Below are 23,171 nucleotides of genomic sequence, written 5' to 3'. Positions count from 1 at the left end.
TTTTTACTGAATACTATGTGCTGACGACTAACTACTTTATTTATTGTTCCATCGGGATTTCCATCACCAAAAATTTAGCAGCTGTTGTTGCTTTGATGTCAATTTCTGGAGTATCCCAAATTCCAAGGGCATCTCTTTTGCTTAGTCGTTCTCCGTTGACTTCTATTTCGCCTTCAATAGTCATAATGTAAAAACCGTTACCTTCTTTTTGTAAGGCTAATTTTTTAGAAAAATCGGCATCAAAATCAGACAAATAAAACCAAGCATCTTGATGAATCCAAACCCCAGCATCGTCTGGATTTGGCGATAGAATTTGAGCAAAATTGTTTTTTTGTTCGGTAACGTCCAGAGTGATTTGTTGGTAGCGAGGTGCTACATTGCGGTATTTTGGGAACAACCAAATTTGGAATAGCTTGGTTTGTTGGTCCGCATTCGGATTGAATTCACTGTGCTGAATACCCGTTCCAGCACTCATTACTTGTACATCGCCTGTTTTGATAGTTGCGGCATTGCCCATACTGTCTTTGTGCGCCAAATCGCCTTCTAGCGGAATGGTGATGATTTCCATATTGTCGTGCGGATGCGTACCAAAACCCATTCCAGCAGCAACAGTATCATCGTTCAAAACGCGTAGCATACCAAACTGAACTCTATCGGGGTTGTACCAACTAGCAAAGCTAAAACTGTGATAAGCATTCAACCATCCGTGGTTAGCGTGTCCTCTTGAATCTGCGGTATGTAAAACTGATTTTTTCATCTTCGTATAAATTTAGTGATTACTAGGATACAAAGGTATGCTCGTTGTGAGCAAAAGTCACTTAACCTAGATTAAGAAAAAAAATGAGCCCGAAATAGTATCGGGCTCATTTAGTAAAAAAAGATTTTAGCTTTTAATTTTCGGTTTTTTGTGCTAAGTCTCCAAAATTAAATGACATTGAAAAACGTAAAGTATTATCCAATGGTGAAGTATGATTGGAAGTAGAAGCAAGATAGGAAAGGTCAAATTTTAATTTTTTGATAGCAAATCCTGCACCAAAGCTGAAAAAATTAAGGTTACCCAATTCATCCGAATCATTAAAATAACCTGTTCTTAAAGCAAAGGAATTTTTGTATAAGTATTCTAATCCTAATCCAGTGGTTAGTGCATTAGTTCCTTTTGCAAGTGATTGATTGAATTCTAATGAAGTAGCTAATTTGTTCTCATCATCAAAAATAAAATCAAAGCCACCACCAATTTTTAAGTTGGATGGTAAAACCGTTTCAGCACCAGAATTATTGCTGTAATTCAATTTTGGTCCTAGGTTTGAGAAGTTAAAACCGGCTCTCCAAACTCCTTGAAAACTTTGAAAAGTAATTTCGTTTGATTGATAAAAGCCAGATAAATCAACGGCAAAAGTGTTAGCAGCACTTCCATTAGCATCTACTTCTTGCAGTTTTAGATCCGAACGAATGTATCGTCCAGAAACTGCCATTGAGAAATTGTTGCTTAGTTTTAAGGCATAAGATCCATCTAGCGCTAATTCGTTTGGATTAACAGCCATACCAGGGTCGTTTTCATTGGTTCTAAAAACAGTTTCTCCCATTCCGAAATAGCGTAAACCAATGGCAAAAGTACTTCGATCATTGATTTTGTTGTAATAATTGAGGTTTAACAAAGCCATATCATTCGTTAATGACGTCAGGTAAGGTGTATAGCTTAGTCCTACGCCAATTTTATTTTCGGTAAATGGATATTTTGCCGCATTCCATTGTTGTGAAAAAACATCTGCTGATGTAGCAACACCCGTATCTCCCATACCTGCAGCCCTAGCATCTGCAGCGATTCTTAAAAAAGGCGCACCAGTAACTGTGGTCTTGTTTTGTGCTTGTACTAGTGCATTTCCAAAACCTATTAGTAGTGAAAATAAAAGAATTATTTTTTTCATGTGTATACGTTAATTAATTTTTTATTAAAAACGAGACTACGTGAAGCGATACCTAAAGGTTAAGGTATCGCTACGTAATCACTTCATTGTATTACTTATTCTGTTGCTCTTTTAATAAATTTAACTACAGAGGACGTTCCTTCTTTTCCGCTTACGCGTATGAAATAAACACCTGAAGTTAAATTGCTCAAATCAAATTCGCTATACTTGGTAAATTGTACTTCTTTCACTTCGTATGTACGTACTGTATTCCCATTGATGGATACAATTTCAACTGTAACGTCTCCGATCCAACGGTTTTCCCATTTGATGTTGATGTTGTTTACCACAGGATTAGGGAAGATGTTAAGCTCCATTACTTCAGATTGATTCACAATAACAGTAACCAATTGTTGTGTGCTAGCTCCATAAATATCTGTAGCTGTAATTACCAGTTGAGTTTCTCCGTTGGCTAAACTTTCAAGGTTGAATCCTTTATCAGAGGCTGTCAAAGAAGCAATGGCTGGATCTGCTAAACTTGCTTTGAAAGTTAGTTTATCTCCATCAGCATCTGAGAAATAGGGAGCAAAATCGAAAGATTCTGTTACCGCTATTTTATCAAAAACAATAGCTTTTGATTCTAAAGCAATTGGCGCTCTATTGTTTACAACAACAACTTTTATGGTTTGTTCTGTTGTAGCACCTAAGGCATCTGTAGCTTTCAACAGTAAAGAAGCTTCACCTACAGCTTGTGTTTGAATTACAAAAGAACCTAATTCCTGACCTGTAGTTACAGAAGCAACTGCTGGTTTGTCTATGCTAGCCGTAAAGGTCATTTTATCCTGATCTAAATCAGAGAAATAAGAGGCAAATTGTTGCACATCAAAATGATTCAATTTAGAATAAGTTAGTCCATTTGTTTTAAGTACAATTGGCGCACGATTGGTATTCATGACTTCGATAGCGAATTTCATAGTCGAAGAAGCACCTAAATCATCAGATGCTGTAAAGTTTACCTCGTAAGTACCTGCGTTTTCAAATCCAGGTGCTAATGAAAGTTGCACTTCGTTACCTACTGTTTTATAAGTAAGCCAAGATGGCGCATCGGTTGATTTTACAGTAATAGTGTTTTTTTCAGCATCATTTACGCTCATTGTAAGCGTGTTTACCGAGTTTTCGTTAGCTACTACTGCTTTATCAGGAACATTAGCAAAAACAGGTGCTTCATTGATATGCATTACTACTGGAATTTCTCCAATACTATTTACAGGATCATTCGTTCTAATTTTCAAAATAGCATATTGATCACCTCTCACACCATTGGCAGCTGTAAAGTCAAGTTGAACTTTTGAAACTTCGCCAGCAGCAATAGATCCTGTTGAAGTTCCATTAATTCCAACCCATGCATTCGAAACAGATTTTTCTTCTGCAGCGCGTACCATCCATCCGTATCCAGGAAATAAATTATCTCCCACCTGAAGGTCATACCAATTTCCATCGGATTCGAACATGTATCTACCAGGCGTATTTTCGATACCTTTTATTACTCCTTGTACATATGGAATTTCATATGGATACGTAATAATTACATAGAAATCTTCATTTGGATACAATCCTTTAGATTCGTTCATTGGTAAGGTTAACCATTCTCCGCTTGTAGTTCCTGTGTAGTCATAATCAACAGTACCTTGAGCAATAACAGTTGCTTCGGCTACAGAGGATCCTCCTGCACGAATTTCATAAGCTATAGTTCCTTTTGGATTTTTAGTGCCTTCGATATAGGTTTGGAAATGAGAAAGTGTGAATCCTTCTTTTCCAGCATTAAATCGAGTAGCTGTTGTAAAGGCTTGTGAACCTCCATATCCAAAAAAGTTATCTGCTGCATTTTTGTCTTCGTAAGCTAAAACTCTGTTGAAAGTAGTGGCGTTATAGCTACTAACTCCAACTTTTGGTGCTGGGAACGATTTTAATGCTTTTTCAATAGCAACTTTATTATCATACTTAGCAATAAATTCGGGTGTTTTAGTTATACCTGGAATTGCCTTTCTCATATAATCTAGGCTTAATTCATACTTTAAAATGCCATTTCCTTTGGTATTGTCAAACGTAGCAAATTGGGTATCTAGATCAGTTAAGTATTTAATTTGACTTGATATTTTTTCGGTTTGTACTGTTAATGTAGGTGGGTAAGTAGCAACTGCAGCAATTGGAATTTTGAATTCAGCAACTGTAGCATTACTTTCGACTAAAATATGGTCTGCAATTGTTCCTGCTTCAGTAGGAGCAAAAGTTATTCTAAACAAACTGCTTTCATCAGGTAGAATAGGAGAGAAGTTGCCTCCAAGGTCTTCTATGTTCACCCAAGTCCAGAAACCACCAAACCAGTTTTGAAGGTACATATAAGTTTCTATAGTATAATTGGTTGCTCCACTTTCAATTCCAAGGTTTGTTAATTGAAGTGTCTCACTTCCCGTATTTTTAATTTCAAATTCTTGAGTACTAGTAGAATTAGCAGCCATCATTAATTCGCCAAAATTGATCTCCGTTTTGTTCGAAGCAATGATTGGTGAACCCGTTACGGTTAAATTGATAGTTTTTTCTAATACTTCTTCGTTAGGAACATTGGTTCGCAATTTTAGTTTGCCTTCATGTTGACCTGCATACACATAATTCGCATCAATATCTATTTGAGCATTCATTATAGAACCTGATGGGATTGTGTGTTTTTTAGCGGGGCTAATTACATAAACAAGACCATTGCCATGTACTACATTGTCACGATCTGGCATTCTAACAAAATCCGTATGATCTCCGTTTTGAAGGCCAATTGCAGTAGTGCTAGATGTTAAATCGGTACTTCCATTTACTTTATATTGAAACTTCATGGTACCGTTTTTGTAGAAAATTACCTGTGCCGAAATAGGATCACCTAAACCACCAAAGAAATTGGATAAATACTCCCATGAGATAACGAATTTGTCTTCATCTCCGTAATAGAAAATTCCAATATCCGCTTTTGGATAGATTTCGTAGTTGTAGGCTGCAAATGACCAGTATGGCGCGATAAGTGTTTTTACCATTTCAGATGGTAAATTACGCTCAAAGAATGGGATTTCAGTAGGTGTATCAAAGGTTAAGATACCATTGATACCTACATTAATTTCAGAATATTCTTTTCCATAATACTGAACAGGCCAAGGAAGTTTGATGTTTTCCCAGAAATTTTCTAATTCAAATATATCTTCTACAGCGGGTACTTGTTTTCCTTTTTTACGAATATCCAACCATTGATAGTTAGTTCCATCATTATAAACATCATAAGCATAGGTGAAATTTGGAGTCGCTGTTGTTGTAATTGGAGTCGAAAAGGTTAACCAGTTGTTTCCTGTGGCAACTACTTCTAGATCTGCGATGCCATTGTTCTCAATACTAATTGGGAATTTTGCAGTTTCTCCATGCTTCAATACCGTGTCTATAGTATCTAAATTGTTTACAAGAATTCCAGGAGGATCCAACACTTTTCCTGAAAGTTGTATCGTTAGGGTTCCGCCTTGATTGTCAACAATGTGAAGTGTATCTGAAAAATCAGTAACCGTATTTGTTGGCATAACCACTTCAAAAGTCCTGGCTAAACCAGGTGCAATAGTAGCTGTTTGGTCTCCATTTATAGTAAATTGATTATTCTCTGAGGTAAAGCTAGTTAGTGTTAATGGAGCAGTTCCCGCATTTTTAATGCTGAATTTTTTGCTTGTCGTTGCTCCTTTAAAAACCTCCCCAAATTGAATATCGGTATCCGAAAGGCTGAGTTTTCCAACACCTCCATTGGTCACATTAATTTGAATTAATGGAATGCTTTGACTAGTAACAGGATCACTAGAAATGATATTGATATATCTGTTATTTAAACCTTGATTTAAAATATTGGTTTTCATAACCACCTCCATTTGTTTAGACTCTCCAGGCATTAGGATTCCACCTGCATTGCTAATAGAAGTAATGATATCTGCTCCTGGATAGTCAAATCCTAAGGCTAAACCAGAATTTATATTAATTCTTTTGTAAAAGTCGTGTACTAGAATTCCATCTTTTTGATCAAAATCTTCAATAAGAATATTTAAATAAGCTAGCGCATCAGTATCATAGTTTATATTGTCATAATAAAAACGGATGTTTCCATCAGCAAATAAAACCATTTGAGCAGTTAGTGTTCCTGACCATCCATCAGTAATGTTGGTGTATTGAACAATTACTTTATCAGCCTCCACTTTATAATGAATGGCTCCTCCCATACTCAATGTAGCATAAGTTCCTAATGGTGATATGTATCCTTTTGGGCTAAATGCACCGCCTACACCTGGCAAGTTTACTGGATTGATACTTTTGTCAAATGTGGTAAAGCCTTGATGACTGATGTATAAAGTTTCCATTTTATTGGTATAATATGGGAAATCAAATCCCATTGGAAGCTCATAGTATCTATTGTCATCACTTTTGAAATAATTGGTAATATCTGTACCTGTACCTGAAATATCGGTAAATTCATAAGGTAAAGGAGAGGCTTCAGTTGGCTTATTTGTGCGTACTTTATAGCCGTATTTGTGAACTTCGCCTTTCCAGCTTTCACTAATTCCAGTAGTATCGTAATTTGGAATAAAGTATTTTAGTGCCGCTTTTCCTTTGTTTTCAACGGTAACAGTTGCAGTAACTTGGTCGCCAATGGTTACATTGTCTATTAATTGCGTCATTGGAGTTACTTCAATCTTTGCAGGTTCTGTACTTACTCCAAATAAAATTACGTTTACAGCTGCAGTACTTGAGCTTGAGGATAATTTTAAAATACCATTATCGTTGCCAATTGTCGTAGGTTTGTATTTTATCTTCAAAACTACATTTTTGCCAGCAGCAATTTGATAAGGAGCCCAATCTACTAATTCAAAATTTGGATTTGAAATACTTAGATTGATATTGTTAAAGTTTCCTAATCCAGTATTTTCTATGGTAATTTCCATTTCTTTGGTCATACCTGAAAACACACTCGAAAAATCAAGTGCTTCTTCTGTTTTTAAAACTGGCTGATGTCCTGCAACTTTTAGAGTAACTGGAACTTTGTATTCTACTTTTGAAGCATCATTTGATTTTAAAATGGCATTTGCTTTATAGGTGCCATTTATCAAAGTGGTTCCATCTGCAGACAGCAGGGTTGCTTGTGAACTATTTCCGTTCACTTCTCCACTACTAGGGTTTAAGGTTAAATATTCTCCTAAATATTGATTCTGGCTTATAGCAGTTGTGTTGAAAGCGTAGTTTTTACTATCAAGCGCTACTTCTAATGGTCCCCAAGTTTGTCCTAAGTCGAAGGATATCATACAGTTTTCAGACCCACTTGCTGAATTTTCGTACCCAATACCCAACGGATATTTTGTACCAGCTGGTATGTGAATTACAATCCAAAACTGATCTCCTTTTTCGAAAAACAATTGTTCGTCAAGCTTTAAAAAAGCGTAACCTTGATTGTCATTCCAAGTCAAGTATTCTTGAACTGCCACTAGATTTTTCTTTGCTATTTCTGATCCTTTATAAATTTCAAAAATAACAGGTCCGAATGCTGGATCAGCTCTTAAGTATGCCTCAACGTTAGTCAAATTAAATCCTTCTGCTTCGTTTACATAAAATTTTGTTGCAGAAGAATTAGACAATTTAATATCGGTATCTCCAATTAAATTGGTTGGATAGTCAGAATGTTTTTTCTCAACAGCTTTAAATGCGGCTGTAGTTGCTTTAGTTGTATTGGAACGAGCTTCTTTTGCTTCTATTTTACCAATGTTGCTTAAAGAGGCTATCTTTGTTACGGCAGCCTTTGGATAGTTGATCGCTTTTATAGAGTTGTATGAAATTGATGTTTCTTTATGGTGTGTCGTGAATTCCCATCTCAATACACCTTCGTCCTTATTCAAAATAGTCATATCATGAGTTCCCTTAAATGAGGTGCTAGCATTGACATTAATAACAATTTCTTTACTATTGTCATCTACCTCAATTTTTGGACCTTGATTGGTGGTTCCCGTTACGCTATTAGAAAATTTAGAAATATTTCCCCATCTGTCAATGGCCACAACCATAAAATGATAATTGGTTAGCCCTAAAAGTTGGGTTACTGTATGCGTCATACTTTCTCCTTTTAGTGATGTATTTTTTATAACATCGAATGAAGCGGATGAAAGATTAACGCTTGTCAAAGGTGCTGTGTGATAATACACACGGAAGCTAGTGGGTTGTACATCATCAGTATCACTAGGTACTGTCCATGATAATTTGGCAAATTCTTGTGCAATTCCCTCCAATTTTAAATCGGTAATGGCATCGGGGGCTTTGTAATTGTTGTTTTGCACAGCAAGAAAAGCATCGATATGTCCGGATCCTAATTTTCCTTCATAACCTGGATTATGGCTATCAATATCCACCACACCAGTTAAGAGTTTCTTCTTTAGCTGTTCTGGAGTTAGTTGTTCCGTTCTATTAGCTAAAGCCAATGCAGCAATACCCGATACGTGGGGACAAGCCATTGAAGTTCCTTGAAAGAATCCGTATTGGCTTTTAGGTAAAGTACTCAAAACACCGTTGGTAGCGCCTAAATTGGTTTCTCCTCCAGGAGCAGCAATATCAACCCAAGAGCCGAAATTAGAATAACTTGCTTTTTTCCAATCGGGTCCAATAGCGCTAACAGAGATGGTGTTTTCGTAATAGGCAGGATACCATTTTGCTTCAGAATTACTATTTCCTGCTGCAAAAATCACAATTCCACCCTTCATTGGGCTATTCGGATAATCACCTGCTTCGGCAATAAAATAATTGATTGCATCCTCAGTAGATTGTTCTGTAGCATTTGGAGAAGTGTATCCCCAGCTATTTTGAGAAATAACGGAACCGTTATTAGCTGCATAAATATAGGTTTGATCGATACTGCCTCCGCCTAAACATTGTACAGACATTACTTTTGAGCCATCATTTTTTCCGCTTCCACCAGCTACACCGGCAACACCAATACCGTTGTTGTTAACAGCAGCAATAGTTCCTGCAACGTGTGTTCCGTGTGATTCAGGATCTATAATGCCATTTTTTTTATCAAAATTCCAACCATTAAAGTCATCAATAAATCCGTTTTTGTCATCATCAACTCCTAGGGTTCCATTAATCTCCGCTTGGTTTTTCCAAATATTATCCTTTAAATCCGGATGATTAATATCTATTCCTTGATCGTGAATGGAAACAATAATTTCTGGGCTTCCCTTTACAATATCCCAAGCTTTGAAAAGATTGATATCTGATCCGTTCGCGAATCCAGTTTGTCCTGTATTTTCATAGTGCCATTGATCGCCTAATTTGGGATCATTAAAATAAGCAGTAGTTGCTTTCGTTTTGGCTGAAGGTGAGGAAGGAATAGTTTTGAAACTATAACTAGAAAGTACTTTTTCCTTTTCAACCTCTACCGACTGAAGTCCAGCTACGGCTTTGTATTGTTCAACTACTTTTTCTGGGTCTTGATTTTGTTCAATTTCTACCACATACCACAAATCAAGTTTGTGTTTTTTCAATTTAGCTTCCAGCCTAGGGTTTGGGTTTTCTGGAAACAGTCGTTGCATTTTTTTGGCGCCTACTTTTTCAGATACTTTGTCAAATGCCTGAATTCCTGTAAGCGGTTTTTTTCCTTTGCTGGTCGTAATGCTTTTTAAAGTAGCAATGTTTAGTTCTGTGAATTTTACCTTCACAGTACCTAGTTTTACCCCTTTTTTAAAAGTTGCATTTTGACCCAAAGAAAAAATAGTCCAAAAAGCGAAAATCAAAATCCATAGTATTTGATTTTCATTCTTGTAATTTTTTACCATTCAAAATTGTTTTTTTGGTTAGTTAATAAAATATATGCTTATTCAAAACAGATGGTTTTGTTTAAGCCATTTGGTTGAATACAAGTGTAGCCAAAATGAAAAAATGAATCATAAAAAGGATAGTTACATTTAAAGTAGTATTCAAAAAAAACAATTACATTTTAATAACAATTGTTTTTTAGTTATTAAAAATGAGCTACTTGTGATTTTTTTTTTTTGAAATTTTAGTGATTATTTTTTTGTGTTTTTGAAAAATAAAAAACACTATTATTCGTATGTAAAATCGTTTTTAAAGAGTTTTTTTTGTTTGAATCATTAAACAAAACACGAAAAAAACTCCTAATAAAAAGTCCGATGACTTTTATTAGGAGCGTCTTTTTTAGGAGAATCAACAGGTAGGATTTATTACTTTAACTTATAAATTTTCTAAAAAATTAACCAAGTTTACTTCCTCATTATGGATGTTAAGTTTTTTTCTAAGTCTGGCTCTTGCTACATTCAGACTATTGTAAGATTGACGGGTTAAAGCACAAATTTCTTTGGAGGTCATATTTAATCTTAAAAAGCCACAGATTCTTTTTTCGTTTACGGTCAAATCGGGATATTTACTGATTAAGCGATCATAAAAATCATTATAGACTTGATTGAATCGGACTTCAAATTCTTTCCAAACGTTTTCATCTTGGGCATTTTTTAAATCAGCGATAATTTTTTTGATAGTTTCATGATCTTCCTTTTTCACTTGTTTTTTTAATTCATTTAATCGGTTTGAAACCTCAAGAATTAGTTCGTTTTTTTTAATAAGATAAATAATGTTGGTAGTCAGTTCTTTACTCTTTAATTCTAATTCTTGTTTTAAAGAATGTTCTCTCAAAATGAATTCTTTGTTGCTTAATTCAGCACTTTCTTTGGCCAGTTGTTGAATTTTCACCTTTGATTTCTGAAGGCGATACATAATCATGACAATAACAATAATCAATGATAAGAAGATGGCAAGCGCTATTAGTAAATACTCATTTTGTTTTTGTTCTGTTTTAGCAATATGACTGGCTTTGTCAAATTTATATTGCATTTCGGCTTGAATGATTTTTTGGTGGTTCTTTTTATTGAACAAACTGTCACTTATAGATTTGAAAGCAACGTGGTATTTGTAAGCCTGTTTAAAATCTCCCTTTAACGACATCAATTTACTCAGGTCTTTTAAAATCTCCTCTCTTGAAGATAAGGAATTGATCTCATAACTCAGTTGTAAACTGTTCAAAAGATATTGTTCTGATTTTGCTAATGCTCTCTTTTCTTTATACAGAATACCTAAAAGATGATTGGCTTTGCATAAACCGAAGAGATTTTTTTCTTTTTGACGAATTTGAAGCGATTCTATCAAGGCTGCTTCTGCTAGTTCGTAGCGTTTGGAATAAATATAGATGAGTCCTGAATTAGCATAAAGAGAAGATAAATTATCATAATCTTTTGCTTTTTTACTAAACGTTGATGCTCTTGTAAAATATTCAAGGGCAAGATCGTACTGCTTTTTGCTAGCATAAATAATCCCAATATTATTGAATAATTTCCCTTTAAATTTAATTGCTTTTGCGGAATTACTGTCTCCATGTTTTTGTAATAGTTTTTCAGTAAGATTAAAATTATAGAGCGCTTTGTCATATTGTTCTTGATAAAAATATACAAGCGCAATTCCGTTATATACTTTTAATTTACCCTCAGTAAATGGTTTTTCTTCATATATTTTGAGTGCTTTCAACTGATAATCTAAGCATACGTCATAATTTCCTTTGAGTAAATAAGCTCCTCCGATTCGAGAATAAATGCTGGCTTCAAGAGTGTCGTTCGAGTTTTCGGTAAGTTGTAATGATTTTTTATAATAAAAAATGGCAGAGTCTAAGTCTTTTTTTTCGTATGCCTTACCGAGATTGAGTAAAATATCGGCTTTTTTTTGCGAGTCAGTCAGTTGTTGGTATTGTTTTTTTAATTGATTTATATTTTGTGCAATACCAGTAGCACAATGAAAAAACAAGACGGATAAGAGAAAAAATAGCTGCTTCAATTTTTTAAATTTTTGCTAATATATTGTTTATTTTCTAAATGCTTATTGCTTTTTATGTATTCTACTCTTCATTTTACTGAAGAATTCGGGCGTTACGCCAATGTAGGAAGCAATGTGTTTTTGAGGGAGTTTGTGAATTAAAGTGGGGTATTTTTTGCAGAATTTTTCGTAGCGTTCCTCGGCGGTCAAGCTCAAATTATCCATCAAACGTTCTTGATGTGTTACTAAGGAATTCTCGGCGAGTATTCTGAAAAAGCGTTCCAATTTTGGGATAGCTTTATAGAGTTCTTGATGGTTTTCTTTGGTAATGGTAACTATCTCAGCATCTTCGAGTACTTCTATGAAAAGATTGCCTGGTTTACCAGAAATGTAACTGTACATATCGCCCATCCACCAACCTTCGCAGGCAAAATGCAATACATGCTCGATAATATTATCGTTGATCGTAAAGCTTCTCAAAATCCCTGAATTGACAAAATAAGTACTATCCGCCACTTTGCCAGCGTGCAACAAAACCGATTTGGCTTTGTGTTTTTGAGTCGTTGTTTTTGACAAAAATAAGGCCTCTTCCTCAGGGGTTAAGGCCACGTGTTTGGCAATATTTTGAAGTATCAAAGCCATTTATTGTACTTCGGGTAGCAATTTGAAATAGGTTACTTTAAAGCGATTGTCTACGATTTCGCCAATTACTTCAGCTTTTCTCACTTTGGCACAAAAGCCATCTGCTGCATGCGCATCTCCGTGTTTGTCAATGTGAGTGCCATCTAAAAAATAAGACTTTCCGTTGATGCGAACGGCTAAGTCACATTCTTTCCCTTCCATACCAAATTGGCATTGCCCACAAGAAGCTTCTACAATTTGTTTACTAGGTACTTCTTTTTTTTCTTGTGCAATAACAGTCAAACTAAACAATACTATAAAAAGGGTGAAGATTTTTTTCATTGAAGCGGTAAATCTGATGGATTAGGCTCAAAAATAGAAATAAAATAGTCAGTTTTTGTGCATTGGTAGCAATATTTACTGAAAAACCACTTCTTTTTTTTTGTTTCAAAGTTTTAGTACTATTCTTTTAGGATCGAACGGTTTTCAAGTTAAAACCTATTTGAAGTATAGTTTTTAGGGGGTGTCTTTTTTATTTTATTGGTAGTCAGTCTGATGTGTTTTTTAGGATGAATCGATTGTAATAATATTAAGTCCTATTTTTCTTGTCAATATATTTTATTTTGTTATCTTTGAGTAAAGCATGGTTTTGTATTTGTATAGCAATCAATTATTTAAGTCTTTTTTTTAATCAGATTTTGAATCATATACTATTTTTTACAACCTACTGTGTTTTTGCCATCAAACCTAATGGTGTCTTACCTAAATTTGATAAGAAATACGCTTTTCTATTTTACTTGTTGTTTTGCTTTTTTTAAATTGATTAAACAAACGTATACATTATGAAAATTGCAATTTTAGGAAATTATCTCCCCAGAAAATGTGGTATCGCTACATTTACAGTAAATCTTACGAATTCAATGATTAATGCTAATGACGCCTCAGCGGTTGACGAGGTGTTTATAGTAGCAATAAACGATAATGGGAATGATTACAATTATCCCGAAATTGTAAAATATACTATAAGACAGCAAGAAAAAGAAGATTACTTGGTAGCCGCAGATTACATTAACCAATCCAATGTTGATCTATGTATTGTTCAGCATGAGTTTGGTATTTTTGGAGGTGAAAGTGGTGTATTTGTTTTATCGCTTGTGAAACAATTGAAAGTGCCCGTGGTGACTACACTTCATACTGTGTTGCAAACTCCTTCATATCATGAGAAACAAATTATTAAAAAATTAGGGGAGTTGTCACAGAAGATGATAGTGATGAGTAAACTTGCCATACATTTTTTAAATACAATATATGAAATTCCTATTTCGAAAATTTCCTTCATTCATCACGGAGTTCCTGATTTTTCTGCTATAAAAGACGTTCCTACGAGGTTTGTTTACCCAGAAAAAAAAGTGATGAGTACGTTTGGATTTTTAGGGAGAAGTAAGGGGATAGAAACGGTCATTAACGCATTACCAGATATAATCATTCAACATCCTGATTTGATTTATGTCGTAATGGGGCAGACACATCCAAATGTAAAACGACATTGTGGCGAAGAATATAGAGATTATCTGAAAAAATTAGCGCATGAAAACGGTGTGGCTTCCCATGTAATTTTTGAAGAAGAATTTATTGATGAGGATGAATTGAAAACTTTTTTGCAAACTATTGCTATTTACATTACTCCTTATTTGAATGAATGTCAAATTACTAGTGGCACTATTTCCTATGCGTTAGGTGCGGGGGCCTGTATTTTGTCTACTCCTTTTTGGTATGCAAAAGAATTGCTGGCAAACGGAAGGGGAGTGACATTTGGTTTTGGTGATTCTGAGGATTTGGCCAAAAAAGTTTGCGGTCTTTTGGCATCCCCAAAAAAAATTACTACAATAAAAGAAAAAGCCTATGACTACGGAAAAGAAATGTATTGGAATAAAATTGGGTTTTTATATAAAAATGTATTGAACAAAATCATTGCAGCTCCAGTGGAAATCAAGGATACAAGTTTGAGTACTGATTTTAGTCAATTGCCAAAATTTATTTTAGATCACATACATCGTTTAACTGATTCTACGGGTATAGTGGAGCACGCTAATTATTCGGTCCCCGATTATAAAGAGGGATATTGTTTAGATGATAATGCAAGGGCTTTGATTTTGGTATTAAAGGCATATGAACTTGGTTTGGATAGATCATCTGTTCGATTAGCGGACGTTTATTTGCAATATATTAAGCTCATGCAGTTGGAAGACGGTAGGTTTCATAACGATATGAGTTTTGACAAGAAGTTTTTAGACGAAAATGGATCTGAGGATGCTTTTGGGCGAACGATATGGGCTATGGGGTATTTGATTAAACTAGCGCCAAACGATAGTCACTTTCAATTTGCAAAAGATATCTTTTTTAAAGCGTTAGATCATTTCGAAAATCTAAAATCGATAAGAGCTTTAGCAACCACAATAATAGGTATTTCTAATTTTTTAATGCGATACCCAGACAATGAAAGATTAATGTTTATGTTAAATGCGCTCACAAATAAGTTAACCTTGCAATATTCGGAAGAAAAAGAGCCTGATTGGTTATGGTTTGAACCTGTTTTGTCCTATGAGAATGCAGTTTTGCCTTTGGCTTTATGGGAATCCTATGCCATAACTCATGATAAAAAAATATTAATTGTTGCTAAGGAAACCACTCTTTTTTTAGATCAGCATTGTTTCAAAAATGGTTTTATTTCGCTTGTTGGTAATTCTTGGTATTACAAAGGTCAGTCCAAAGTATCTTCAACCGGACAACAGCCTATAGATGCGATGGCTTTGGTGAAGATGTATTATAAAGCATGGAAAGTCACTAAAGAAGCTTTGTATTATAGTAAAATGCAAATTGCTTTTACTTGGTTTATGGGGAACAATGATTTAGGAATTCCTTTATATGACAATGATACAAAAGGCTGTAGTGACGGATTAGAGGATACCTGTGTGAATAGAAATCAAGGGGCAGAAAGTACAATATCATATCTTTTGTCTTATCTTACCCTTTGGGAAGCTGAGCGAGATAGAAAAGTAGGATTACCTATTCAGAAAAAATCACCTGTTCCGCTTGAAAAGCAAGTGCTTACTACTACATCATTAACCTGATTTGTTCTTTTTTTTGATTTTTGATTTTCTTGAGGATTGCCTTTTTTTATGATGAAAAACAATAGGAATTTTCATGATTTCATTTGATAGAAAAGCATTCTTTTTTTGAAAATCATACACACTTAATCCTTCGTGTTATAATGTCTTTATACCTTTGCTTGAAATTTTGATCGCAAAGGAACAGTGAAGCATAGTATGTTCTCAATATTTTGAGTCTAGGTATGCGTTACCGGATAGTTGTAAAAACAATAGTGCACTGTAAATTAGTCGCTTAGGATGTTAGCGAGTTTAGAAAGCAATAACTCAGCACCAATGGTTTTGTTTAGATATTCTGTAGCGCCTAATTGTAAGCCTTTGATTTTATCATTATTATCAGTGCGACCTGTTAAGAGAACCACGGGTGTTTTTAAGTTGTTTTTTTGTAGAAATTCTAGTAACTCAAATCCGCTAAATTTGGGCATGTTTACATCGGTTAAAATTAAATCGAAGGTTTTTTCACCCACTTTTACTAATGCAATTAATCCGTCATTAGCAACTTCTACGTCATATCCAGCATCCATCAGTATTTTTTCTACAATTGTGGCGCTAAAGATGTCGTCTTCAACTAGTAGAATTTGTTTTTTTTGGGCTTTTTGAGCAGATTGATCAGTAAGCATTGCCGAGAAGAGTTCATGCAATTCAATGCAAGCAAACCCTGAGCTTGTATCACTCATCGCGTATGGAATAATCAAACTATTATTGTGTATCATGGAGCCACAAGAGTATACTACATTAGGAACGTAGCCTTCTCTTTCTTCTTCATTTGCTACTAAAAGTGGCGTGTTTAGTTGTGCAATCATTTTTGAAGGGTCTTCGAGGTCTAGTAATATTGCACCCAACACATAGCGGCGCATTGCTCCGACTGAATGTGTTATAACTAGCCAACCTTTGTCTGTTTCTAGGGGAGACCCAGAGTTTCCTAATTGTACAAATTCCCATGGAAATTTAGGTTCTTGCAATAAAATAGCTTCTCCATCCCAATTATTAATAGAATCGCTGTACATGAGATAATTATTTTCACCATCATGTCTCGAAAGCATGGCATATTTTCCATTGATTTTTCTAGGGAAAAGAGTCATACCTTTATTTTGAGCATTTTTGCCATAAATTGGCATGACTGTAAATGTGTAAAAATCATTAGTTTCAATGAGTTGAGGCATAATTACATAGCCATTATAAGCGGTGTAGGTTGCATAATATTTTGTGGTATTGTCATCCTCGATAAATTTTACGAACCTAGCATCTTCTATGCCATTGCTTTCAGAATCGGTAACTGGAAAAATGACTCTTTCACTTAAAGAAGTATCGAGGGAAAAGCTTATTTTGTACTGCGCATTTGCAGTAAATCTTATGGCTTTTAAGATAGTATTGTCAATCATTGTAAGATTGTTGTTTTTCACAAAAGCATTTATGTTGCTTAGTAAATCTCTAAACAAAAAGGAATCGTTTAAAGGCGATAAAATAGCGTAAATTGTTTTCGTGTCAGAAAAATTCATGTCAAGTAATTTATGAATGAAATCTTTCTTATTGTATTCGTGTAATTGAATCGTTTCGGCCATGTCTACTAGTTTACTAACAGGGCTGAATAGTAATTTGTTGTCTCTGTCTACAATGGCACTTCTAAAACCGATAGAGGACACATGTCCTTCTCCAGTTGCTCTAAAGCTAACAATCACGCGCTTATGACCATTTTCTAAATGTGACTGGTCAGGATCTTCAACCATTGAAGGATTAAAAAATGCTGCAGACTCAATAGAATATTCGTGAGTAAAATACGCGCCAATTAATAATTTTCTTTCTTTGGATAATTGAAGCGAATCGATATCAATTTGTTCGAATAGAAAGGAGACCTTTTCAAAATGATTTAGGAATACTTTCGTGATATTTCGATGTCGATTACTAAAATCTCTAAGTGTTTGATTTAATACTTGTATCACATCCTCTTCCTCTAGATTATGTATTCGGGTTATGATTTTCTTTGCTCGCTCTTCGCCTCCTGGCATAAAAAATCTTACAATTACGCGTTTGGGATCGGGGGAGAAATAATTAACTAAACGTTTTACATTAATTGTCATCTATATATAGTTTTTTTGGAGTATTTAAAGTATAATTTTAGAACATCATTTTAATGGAAAAATAAATCTTATTGAAAAATAATCTAAGGGATGTTGCGAATTATTTATTTGAACTTACTAATCAAAAAGCATACACATACTTTTTAAGTATTCATTTAATTTTTCTTGTGTCTCAAGTTAAATATAGGAAAAAAATAAACACGAAAAAAATTATTAAGTATAAATGATTGTATTATAAGGAAGTAGGTGTTGTTGCGGGGTTGTAAAAATGCACTTTTGTAAGAAAATATTTTTAAAAAATGATTTGCTTAATGGGTTTTGTGATTTTAACCCAGATTCCGCATTAGAAATCTACTACGACTAAATTACTTCACCATTTTTATATTTTTTAGCGGAGTTCAGTGAATGAATTTCTTCGTCAAAACCAAGAACTTACTCCTATTTTTAAAATCAAAATACAAAAGTATTAGCTCATTGGTTTATATTTTTTATAGGTATTCACTGAACGTTGTTTCCTTCTTCAAAAATAGTCCGTGAGCTCTTGCTTTTATTGAATAATTCAGTCTCGCTACGAAGTCTAATGCGGATTCTGGGTTTAACAATATTATGTTTAGTAAGAATATATTTTGTAATTATTTGTTTTCCATTAAAAAAAAGTTCGCAAAGGTTTTATAATAAAATCTTTGCGAACCTTGCGTAATCTTTTGCGCACTTTGTAATTAAATTCTAATGAAAATGATCTTCTTCGATTTCAAATTCGGCATCTTTTTCCCAAATTTCCATCTCGCAGGGTTTGCAATTGAATTTGAGTTTGTATTCCAATTCGCCTTGTTTTAAAACGAGTGGTTCTTTTACTTTTTTATCCATGTTTTCACGATGGTATTTTGGACAACGTTCTAATTCGTATTTGATGCAATACTTAGTCGTCATAACTCTCGATTTTCCCGGATCCCATTGCAATTCAAAGGCTTTTTCGATTTCGGTAACGCCGTGACGTTCGTAGAATTTACGCGCCAATTTGTTGGAAACATTGTACATAAAATCCAGTTTGGTTTCTGGATAAGGATGCGTGGTTTTGACTAATGGTTGTTCCTCACGATGGTAGTTTTTCAATCGGATTTCTGACAATTGTTCAAGAACAGTCCTTCTCATTTCATTGATTTTTGAAATCGGTAGGAACCAATTTTCAGAGAAAATCACATTAATTTCATCAGCAGTATATGGTGTGAATCCTGTTTTGGCCAAATTGGCTTTGAAATTTTCAGCTAACGATTCGTTGTTTTTGGTACACTCTTTCGGATGAACCAAAGCAACCGTGCTTACATTGCCATCTTCATCTGTGGCAATCAATTCAAATCCGTTTTCGTTTTCGGTCAACAATAAATTAGTACTGATTTTGCGAATCGCACTATCTTCACGAGCCACTAAACGGATGAAAGCGGCATCATTGTTACGATAAATAAAGGTTCCAGGTTTGATGTCTTTTAAAACATTGGGATACGCTAAACCATTTTCTACTTTGTTGATATATAGTCCTTCCGCTTCGTTGTTTTCGTTGATGAAACAAAGCCCATCGCCATTGTTTAGGAATTCACCATTTTCGATTTTGTAAGCTTTCCCAATAGTTTTAACCAATTTACCAATATATTGTCCTTTTGATTTTGGACTTTCCCAAGAACCAATGGATTGATGTCTTTCGTTGACAAAATAATCCGTATATCCGCGATTGAAGGTTTTGTCTAGAGCAGAGTCGAAAGTATAGGTACACGTTCCAGAAGAAGCTTTGGTGTATTTGTCATAGCCGTCTCCTTCTAAGAAAGCGTCTAATTTTTGACGTAAATAGGAAACGTTATTTTTTACGTAAACGATATCTTTTAGGCGACCTTCGATTTTAAAAGAACAGACTCCAGCTTCTACTAAATTTGGAATTTGGTCGGAAACGTCAAAATCTTTGATCGAAAGTAAGTGACTGTTTTTGATTAAGGTTTCACCATTGCCATCGATGAGGTTGTAAGGTAAACGACAGTTTTGGGCACACGAACCACGATTGGCAGAACGTTCTCCATTAGCGACACTCATGTAACAATTACCACTGAAAGAAACACAAAGCGCACCCGTTACGAAGAATTCTAGTTCTACATCGGCGGTGTCAGCAATTTCTTTGATTTGGTGTAAATTCAATTCACGAGCCAAAACTACGCGTTTCATTCCGGCCTCTTTCAAAAATTTGATTTTGTCGGCATCTCTGTTGTTGGCTTGTGTACTCGCGTGCAAAACGATAGGAGGTAAGTCCATTTCCATAATAGCCATATCTTGAACAATCAATGCGTCTACCCCAATGTCGTAAAGTTTCCAAATCATTTGACGGCATTCTTCTAGTTCGTTATCATACAAAATAGTATTGATTACCACAAAAACTTGCACGTTGAATAAATGGGCATATTTCACTAATTCGGCAATATCGTTGATCGAATTAGTAGCGTTGGATCGGGCGCCAAATTTTGGTGCGCCAATGTAAAGAGCGTCGGCTCCAGCGTTGATAGCGGCCATCCCATGAACTAAATCTTTGGCAGGCGCTAGTATTTCTATTTTCTTCTTCATTTTTAAAGCTTTAGACTTTCGGACGTACCCGAAAAAAAGTCTGCAAAGGTCTTATAAAAAAGTTAAGATTTCTAATTCTAGATTGGTTTTTTTTTGGTGATTGACGCCTACTCTTATTCACAAATTGAAATAGTCGACTTCATTACAATCGAAATAAGTATACGTTGGCAATTGAATTAATGTGATTTTTTATGCTTTCTACCGAATTATTTTCTTTGTATTCTATTAAAAAACAATTCGTGTAATCTGTTTTTTATATATAAATAATAGAACGTAATCTTATAATTATATATAAATTGTAGAATATAATCTCATATTTTTATTTAAATTGTAGATTAAATAGTTGAATTCTGGTGTTTTTACTATCTTTGTTTGGAATTAATGAATTGAAATATAGTGTGATATGGTGGATATAAACAGAACACTCAAAGAAAATGTGCTGGCAAAATGGGATTCTGGCAAGGTATTGATTGTGATCGGACCTCGCCAAGTAGGGAAAACCACTTTGATTCGGTCGCTTTGTGAAGCCGAAGGGAACTATCTTTTCGTCAATGGAGACGATTCAGAAGATAGATTGTTGTTAGAAAATGCCGGAGAAAACAAATTGCGGACAATTATTGGCGATTGTACTACTGTTTTTTTTGATGAGGCACAACGAATAAAAAACATAGGAATGGTTTTGAAAATCATTCACGATCAAATAAAAGGAGTGCGATTGATCGTAAGTGGTTCTTCCGTTTTAGAGATTGCCAATGAAATAAATGAGCCTTTAACAGGAAGAAAATGGGAGTTTAATTTGTTTCCTTTGACGTGGTTGGAGCTTCAAAATCATTTTGGCTATTTGACCCATAAAAAGAATTTGCAACGCTATATGATTTACGGGATGTATCCCGAGGTGATTACGCATCCTGTTGAAAGTGAGGCTGTTTTAAAACAAATCGCAGGGAGTTATTTATATAAAGATTTGTTGCAATATCAGGGCATTCGCAAACCGGAAGTTTTAGATAAACTATTACTGGCTTTGGCGTTGCAGTTGGGTTCGGAGGTGAATTATAACGAACTTTCGAGAACGGTTGGTGTCGACAGGGCGTCAGTAGAAAATTACATCGCTTTGTTGGAAAAGGCGTTTGTGGTATTTCGATTGCAGCCCTTAAGTAGAAATGTACGCAACGAGTTGAACACCTCACGAAAGGTTTATTTTTATGATAATGGTATACGGAATGCGATCATTGGAAATTTCAAATCACTCGAATTTCGTCAGGACACCGGAGCATTATGGGAAAATTTCGTAGTTGCTGAACGCGTAAAAAAACTTAATTATGAACGTTGGCACGGGCGCTATTATTTTTGGCGTACCTACCAACAGCAAGAAATAGATTGGGTTGAAGAAACAGATGGCGCTTTTTCGGCTTTTGAATTCAAATGGAATATAAACAAAGCGAATGCAAAGTTTTCCAAGACCTTTTTGGATAATTATCTACCTCAAACCACTTTGGTGATTACTCCAAATACCATAGAGGATTTTTTGATGTAATTTTAGTAAGTTGTCCTTTTTACACTGAGACAAGTCAAGATTCCGAAATTGTTTTGGGTCACAAAAAAAAGCCTCAAGAATATATCCTTGAGGCTTATTATAGCAATAGTACTTTGGTTTATCCAGCCAAAGCGTCTTTGATTCTTTTTAATGCTTCGGTTAATAAAGCTTCGCTAGTAGCGTAAGAAAAACGAATACAATTCGGGTTTCCAAAGGCATCACCGGTTACTGTAGCAACATTGGCTTCAGCCAAAAGATACATTGAAACGTCATTTGCATCTTTGATTTCGGTTCCTTTTAGAGTTTTGCCAAAGAAAGAAGATACATCTGGGAACACGTAGAAAGCACCTTCTGGAACGTTAATTTTGACACCAGGAATTTCTTTCAACAATCCTACTACCAAATCTCTACGGCTGTGGAAGGCTTGTACCATATCTTTCAGTACTGATGGGTCTGCATCTAATGCTGTGATAGTAGCTCTTTGTGCGATACTATTGGCGCCAGAAGTTACTTGTCCTTGTATTTTAGTACACGCTTTTGCGATAAATTCTGGAGCTCCAATGTAACCAATTCTCCAACCCGTCATGGCGAAAGCTTTGGCTACTCCATTTACAGTGATGGTTTTTTCTAACATACCAGGGATAGAGGCGATGCTACAAAATGTTCCTGAGAAATTGATGTGCTCGTAGATTTCGTCAGCAACTACGTAAATATTTGGATGGTTTTCTAGTATTTTGGCTATTGCTGTTAATTCTTCTCTACTGTAAACCGAACCAGACGGGTTACAAGGAGAAGAGAACCAAATCATTTTAGTTTTTGGCGTGATAGCAGCTTCTAATTGTTCTGGGGTGATTTTGAAATCGGTTTCTACAGAAGTAGGAACTTCAACAGGAACACCGCCAGATAATTTTACGATTTCGAAATAAGAAACCCAGTATGGCGCTGGTAAAATTACCTCATCACCATCGTTTAACATTACTTGAGCAATGTTGTACAACGATTGTTTAGCTCCTGTAGAAACAACGATTTGAGACGGTTTGTAATCCAAATCATTATCTCTTTTGAATTTTCTACAAATAGCTTCTTTTAATTCTGCATATCCTTCAACGGGAGTGTAGGTGCTGTAGTTTTCGTCTATGGCTTTTTTGGCGGCCTCTTTAATGAAGTCAGGGGTGTTAAAATCAGGTTCCCCTAAACTTAAACTGATGATGTCTTTGCCTTGTGCTTTTAATTCTCTTGCTAATGCTGCCATCGCTAGAGTTTGCGAGGTAGCTAGGTTGTTAATCCTGTCTGATAATGGGTTCATTGTGTATAATAAATAGTAATTAGTTCGGTTTTGATT

11 protein-coding genes are annotated in these 23,171 nt (G+C 35.0%); 2 read left to right on the top strand and 9 right to left on the bottom strand.

The genetic code is table 11. The annotated features are described in order from the left end of the window. Nucleotides 1-40: 40 nt before the first annotated feature. The 6 genes from ACSVH7_RS09810 to ACSVH7_RS09785 all read right to left on the bottom strand — a co-directional run bounded on the left by ACSVH7_RS09810 (nucleotide 41) and on the right by ACSVH7_RS09785 (nucleotide 12,791). Nucleotides 41-757, bottom strand: coding sequence for a pirin family protein (locus tag ACSVH7_RS09810; protein ID WP_342690198.1), 717 nt, complete (start codon nucleotides 755-757; stop codon nucleotides 41-43). Between the two features lie 133 nt (nucleotides 758-890). Then, nucleotides 891-1,925 carry a type IX secretion system outer membrane channel protein PorV gene (porV, locus tag ACSVH7_RS09805; protein WP_438066518.1) on the bottom strand — a complete coding sequence of 345 codons (1,035 nt, stop codon included), beginning with the start codon at nucleotides 1,923-1,925 and terminating at the stop codon, nucleotides 891-893. Between the two features lie 95 nt (nucleotides 1,926-2,020). Then, nucleotides 2,021-9,787 (bottom strand): S8 family serine peptidase, encoded by a 7,767-nt coding sequence (locus ACSVH7_RS09800; protein ID WP_438066517.1) that lies wholly within the window; start codon nucleotides 9,785-9,787, stop codon nucleotides 2,021-2,023. Nucleotides 9,788-10,202: 415 nt separating this feature from the next. Continuing rightward, entirely contained in the window at nucleotides 10,203-11,849 is a 1,647-nt protein-coding gene (locus ACSVH7_RS09795) for a tetratricopeptide repeat protein (RefSeq protein WP_438066516.1), read from the bottom strand. A gap of 42 nt (nucleotides 11,850-11,891) precedes the next feature. Next, on the bottom strand, nucleotides 11,892-12,470 hold the full coding sequence (locus tag ACSVH7_RS09790; protein WP_438066515.1) for a Crp/Fnr family transcriptional regulator: 579 nt from the start codon (nucleotides 12,468-12,470) through the stop codon (nucleotides 11,892-11,894). Then, nucleotides 12,471-12,791, bottom strand: coding sequence for a DUF6370 family protein (locus ACSVH7_RS09785; protein ID WP_438066514.1), 321 nt, complete (start codon nucleotides 12,789-12,791; stop codon nucleotides 12,471-12,473). A 500-nt stretch (nucleotides 12,792-13,291) separates the two neighbouring features. On the opposite strand from ACSVH7_RS09785, the gene ACSVH7_RS09780 reads away from it, so the two are divergent. Continuing rightward, nucleotides 13,292-15,580 carry a glycosyltransferase family 4 protein gene (locus tag ACSVH7_RS09780; RefSeq protein ID WP_438066513.1) on the top strand — a complete coding sequence of 763 codons (2,289 nt, stop codon included), beginning with the start codon at nucleotides 13,292-13,294 and terminating at the stop codon, nucleotides 15,578-15,580. A gap of 263 nt (nucleotides 15,581-15,843) precedes the next feature. On the opposite strand, the gene ACSVH7_RS09775 is transcribed toward ACSVH7_RS09780, so the two are convergent. Together ACSVH7_RS09775 and ACSVH7_RS09770 are read right to left on the bottom strand one after the other, a co-directional pair. After that, on the bottom strand, nucleotides 15,844-17,694 hold the full coding sequence (locus ACSVH7_RS09775; protein WP_438066512.1) for a response regulator: 1,851 nt from the start codon (nucleotides 17,692-17,694) through the stop codon (nucleotides 15,844-15,846). Nucleotides 17,695-18,420: 726 nt separating this feature from the next. Then, nucleotides 18,421-20,295, bottom strand: coding sequence for a peptidase U32 family protein (locus tag ACSVH7_RS09770; RefSeq protein WP_438066511.1), 1,875 nt, complete (start codon nucleotides 20,293-20,295; stop codon nucleotides 18,421-18,423). 403 nt (nucleotides 20,296-20,698) lie between these two features. Between ACSVH7_RS09770 and ACSVH7_RS09765 the strand changes: the two genes are divergently transcribed. Continuing rightward, entirely contained in the window at nucleotides 20,699-21,829 is a 1,131-nt protein-coding gene (locus ACSVH7_RS09765) for an ATP-binding protein (protein ID WP_438066510.1), read from the top strand. A 118-nt stretch (nucleotides 21,830-21,947) separates the two neighbouring features. On the opposite strand, the gene ACSVH7_RS09760 is transcribed toward ACSVH7_RS09765, so the two are convergent. After that, a complete protein-coding gene (locus ACSVH7_RS09760) occupies nucleotides 21,948-23,135 on the bottom strand; it encodes a pyridoxal phosphate-dependent aminotransferase (protein ID WP_438066509.1) in 1,188 nt (395 codons plus the stop codon). Nucleotides 23,136-23,171 lie beyond the last annotated feature (36 nt).

This window comes from Flavobacterium sp. TSSA_36 (assembly GCF_051547165.1).
Lineage (GTDB): Bacteria > Bacteroidota > Bacteroidia > Flavobacteriales > Flavobacteriaceae > Flavobacterium.
This window is presented reverse-complemented; position numbering and strand designations above follow the sequence as displayed.

Bases quoted from the DNA above. Each gene is read 5' to 3' on its own strand.
- ACSVH7_RS09800 (WP_438066517.1), bottom strand. From the start codon at position 9,787: ATGGTAAAAAATTACAAGAATGAAAATCAAATACTATGGATTTTGATT.
- ACSVH7_RS09775 (WP_438066512.1), bottom strand. From the start codon at position 17,694: ATGACAATTAATGTAAAACGTTTAGTTAATTATTTCTCCCCCGATCCC.
- ACSVH7_RS09785 (WP_438066514.1), bottom strand. From the start codon at position 12,791: ATGAAAAAAATCTTCACCCTTTTTATAGTATTGTTTAGTTTGACTGTT.
- ACSVH7_RS09770 (WP_438066511.1), bottom strand. From the start codon at position 20,295: ATGAAGAAGAAAATAGAAATACTAGCGCCTGCCAAAGATTTAGTTCAT.
- ACSVH7_RS09780 (WP_438066513.1), top strand. From the start codon at position 13,292: ATGAAAATTGCAATTTTAGGAAATTATCTCCCCAGAAAATGTGGTATC.
- ACSVH7_RS09765 (WP_438066510.1), top strand. From the start codon at position 20,699: ATGGTGGATATAAACAGAACACTCAAAGAAAATGTGCTGGCAAAATGG.
- ACSVH7_RS09760 (WP_438066509.1), bottom strand. From the start codon at position 23,135: ATGAACCCATTATCAGACAGGATTAACAACCTAGCTACCTCGCAAACT.
- ACSVH7_RS09810 (WP_342690198.1), bottom strand. From the start codon at position 757: ATGAAAAAATCAGTTTTACATACCGCAGATTCAAGAGGACACGCTAAC.
- ACSVH7_RS09790 (WP_438066515.1), bottom strand. From the start codon at position 12,470: ATGGCTTTGATACTTCAAAATATTGCCAAACACGTGGCCTTAACCCCT.
- porV (WP_438066518.1), bottom strand. From the start codon at position 1,925: ATGAAAAAAATAATTCTTTTATTTTCACTACTAATAGGTTTTGGAAAT.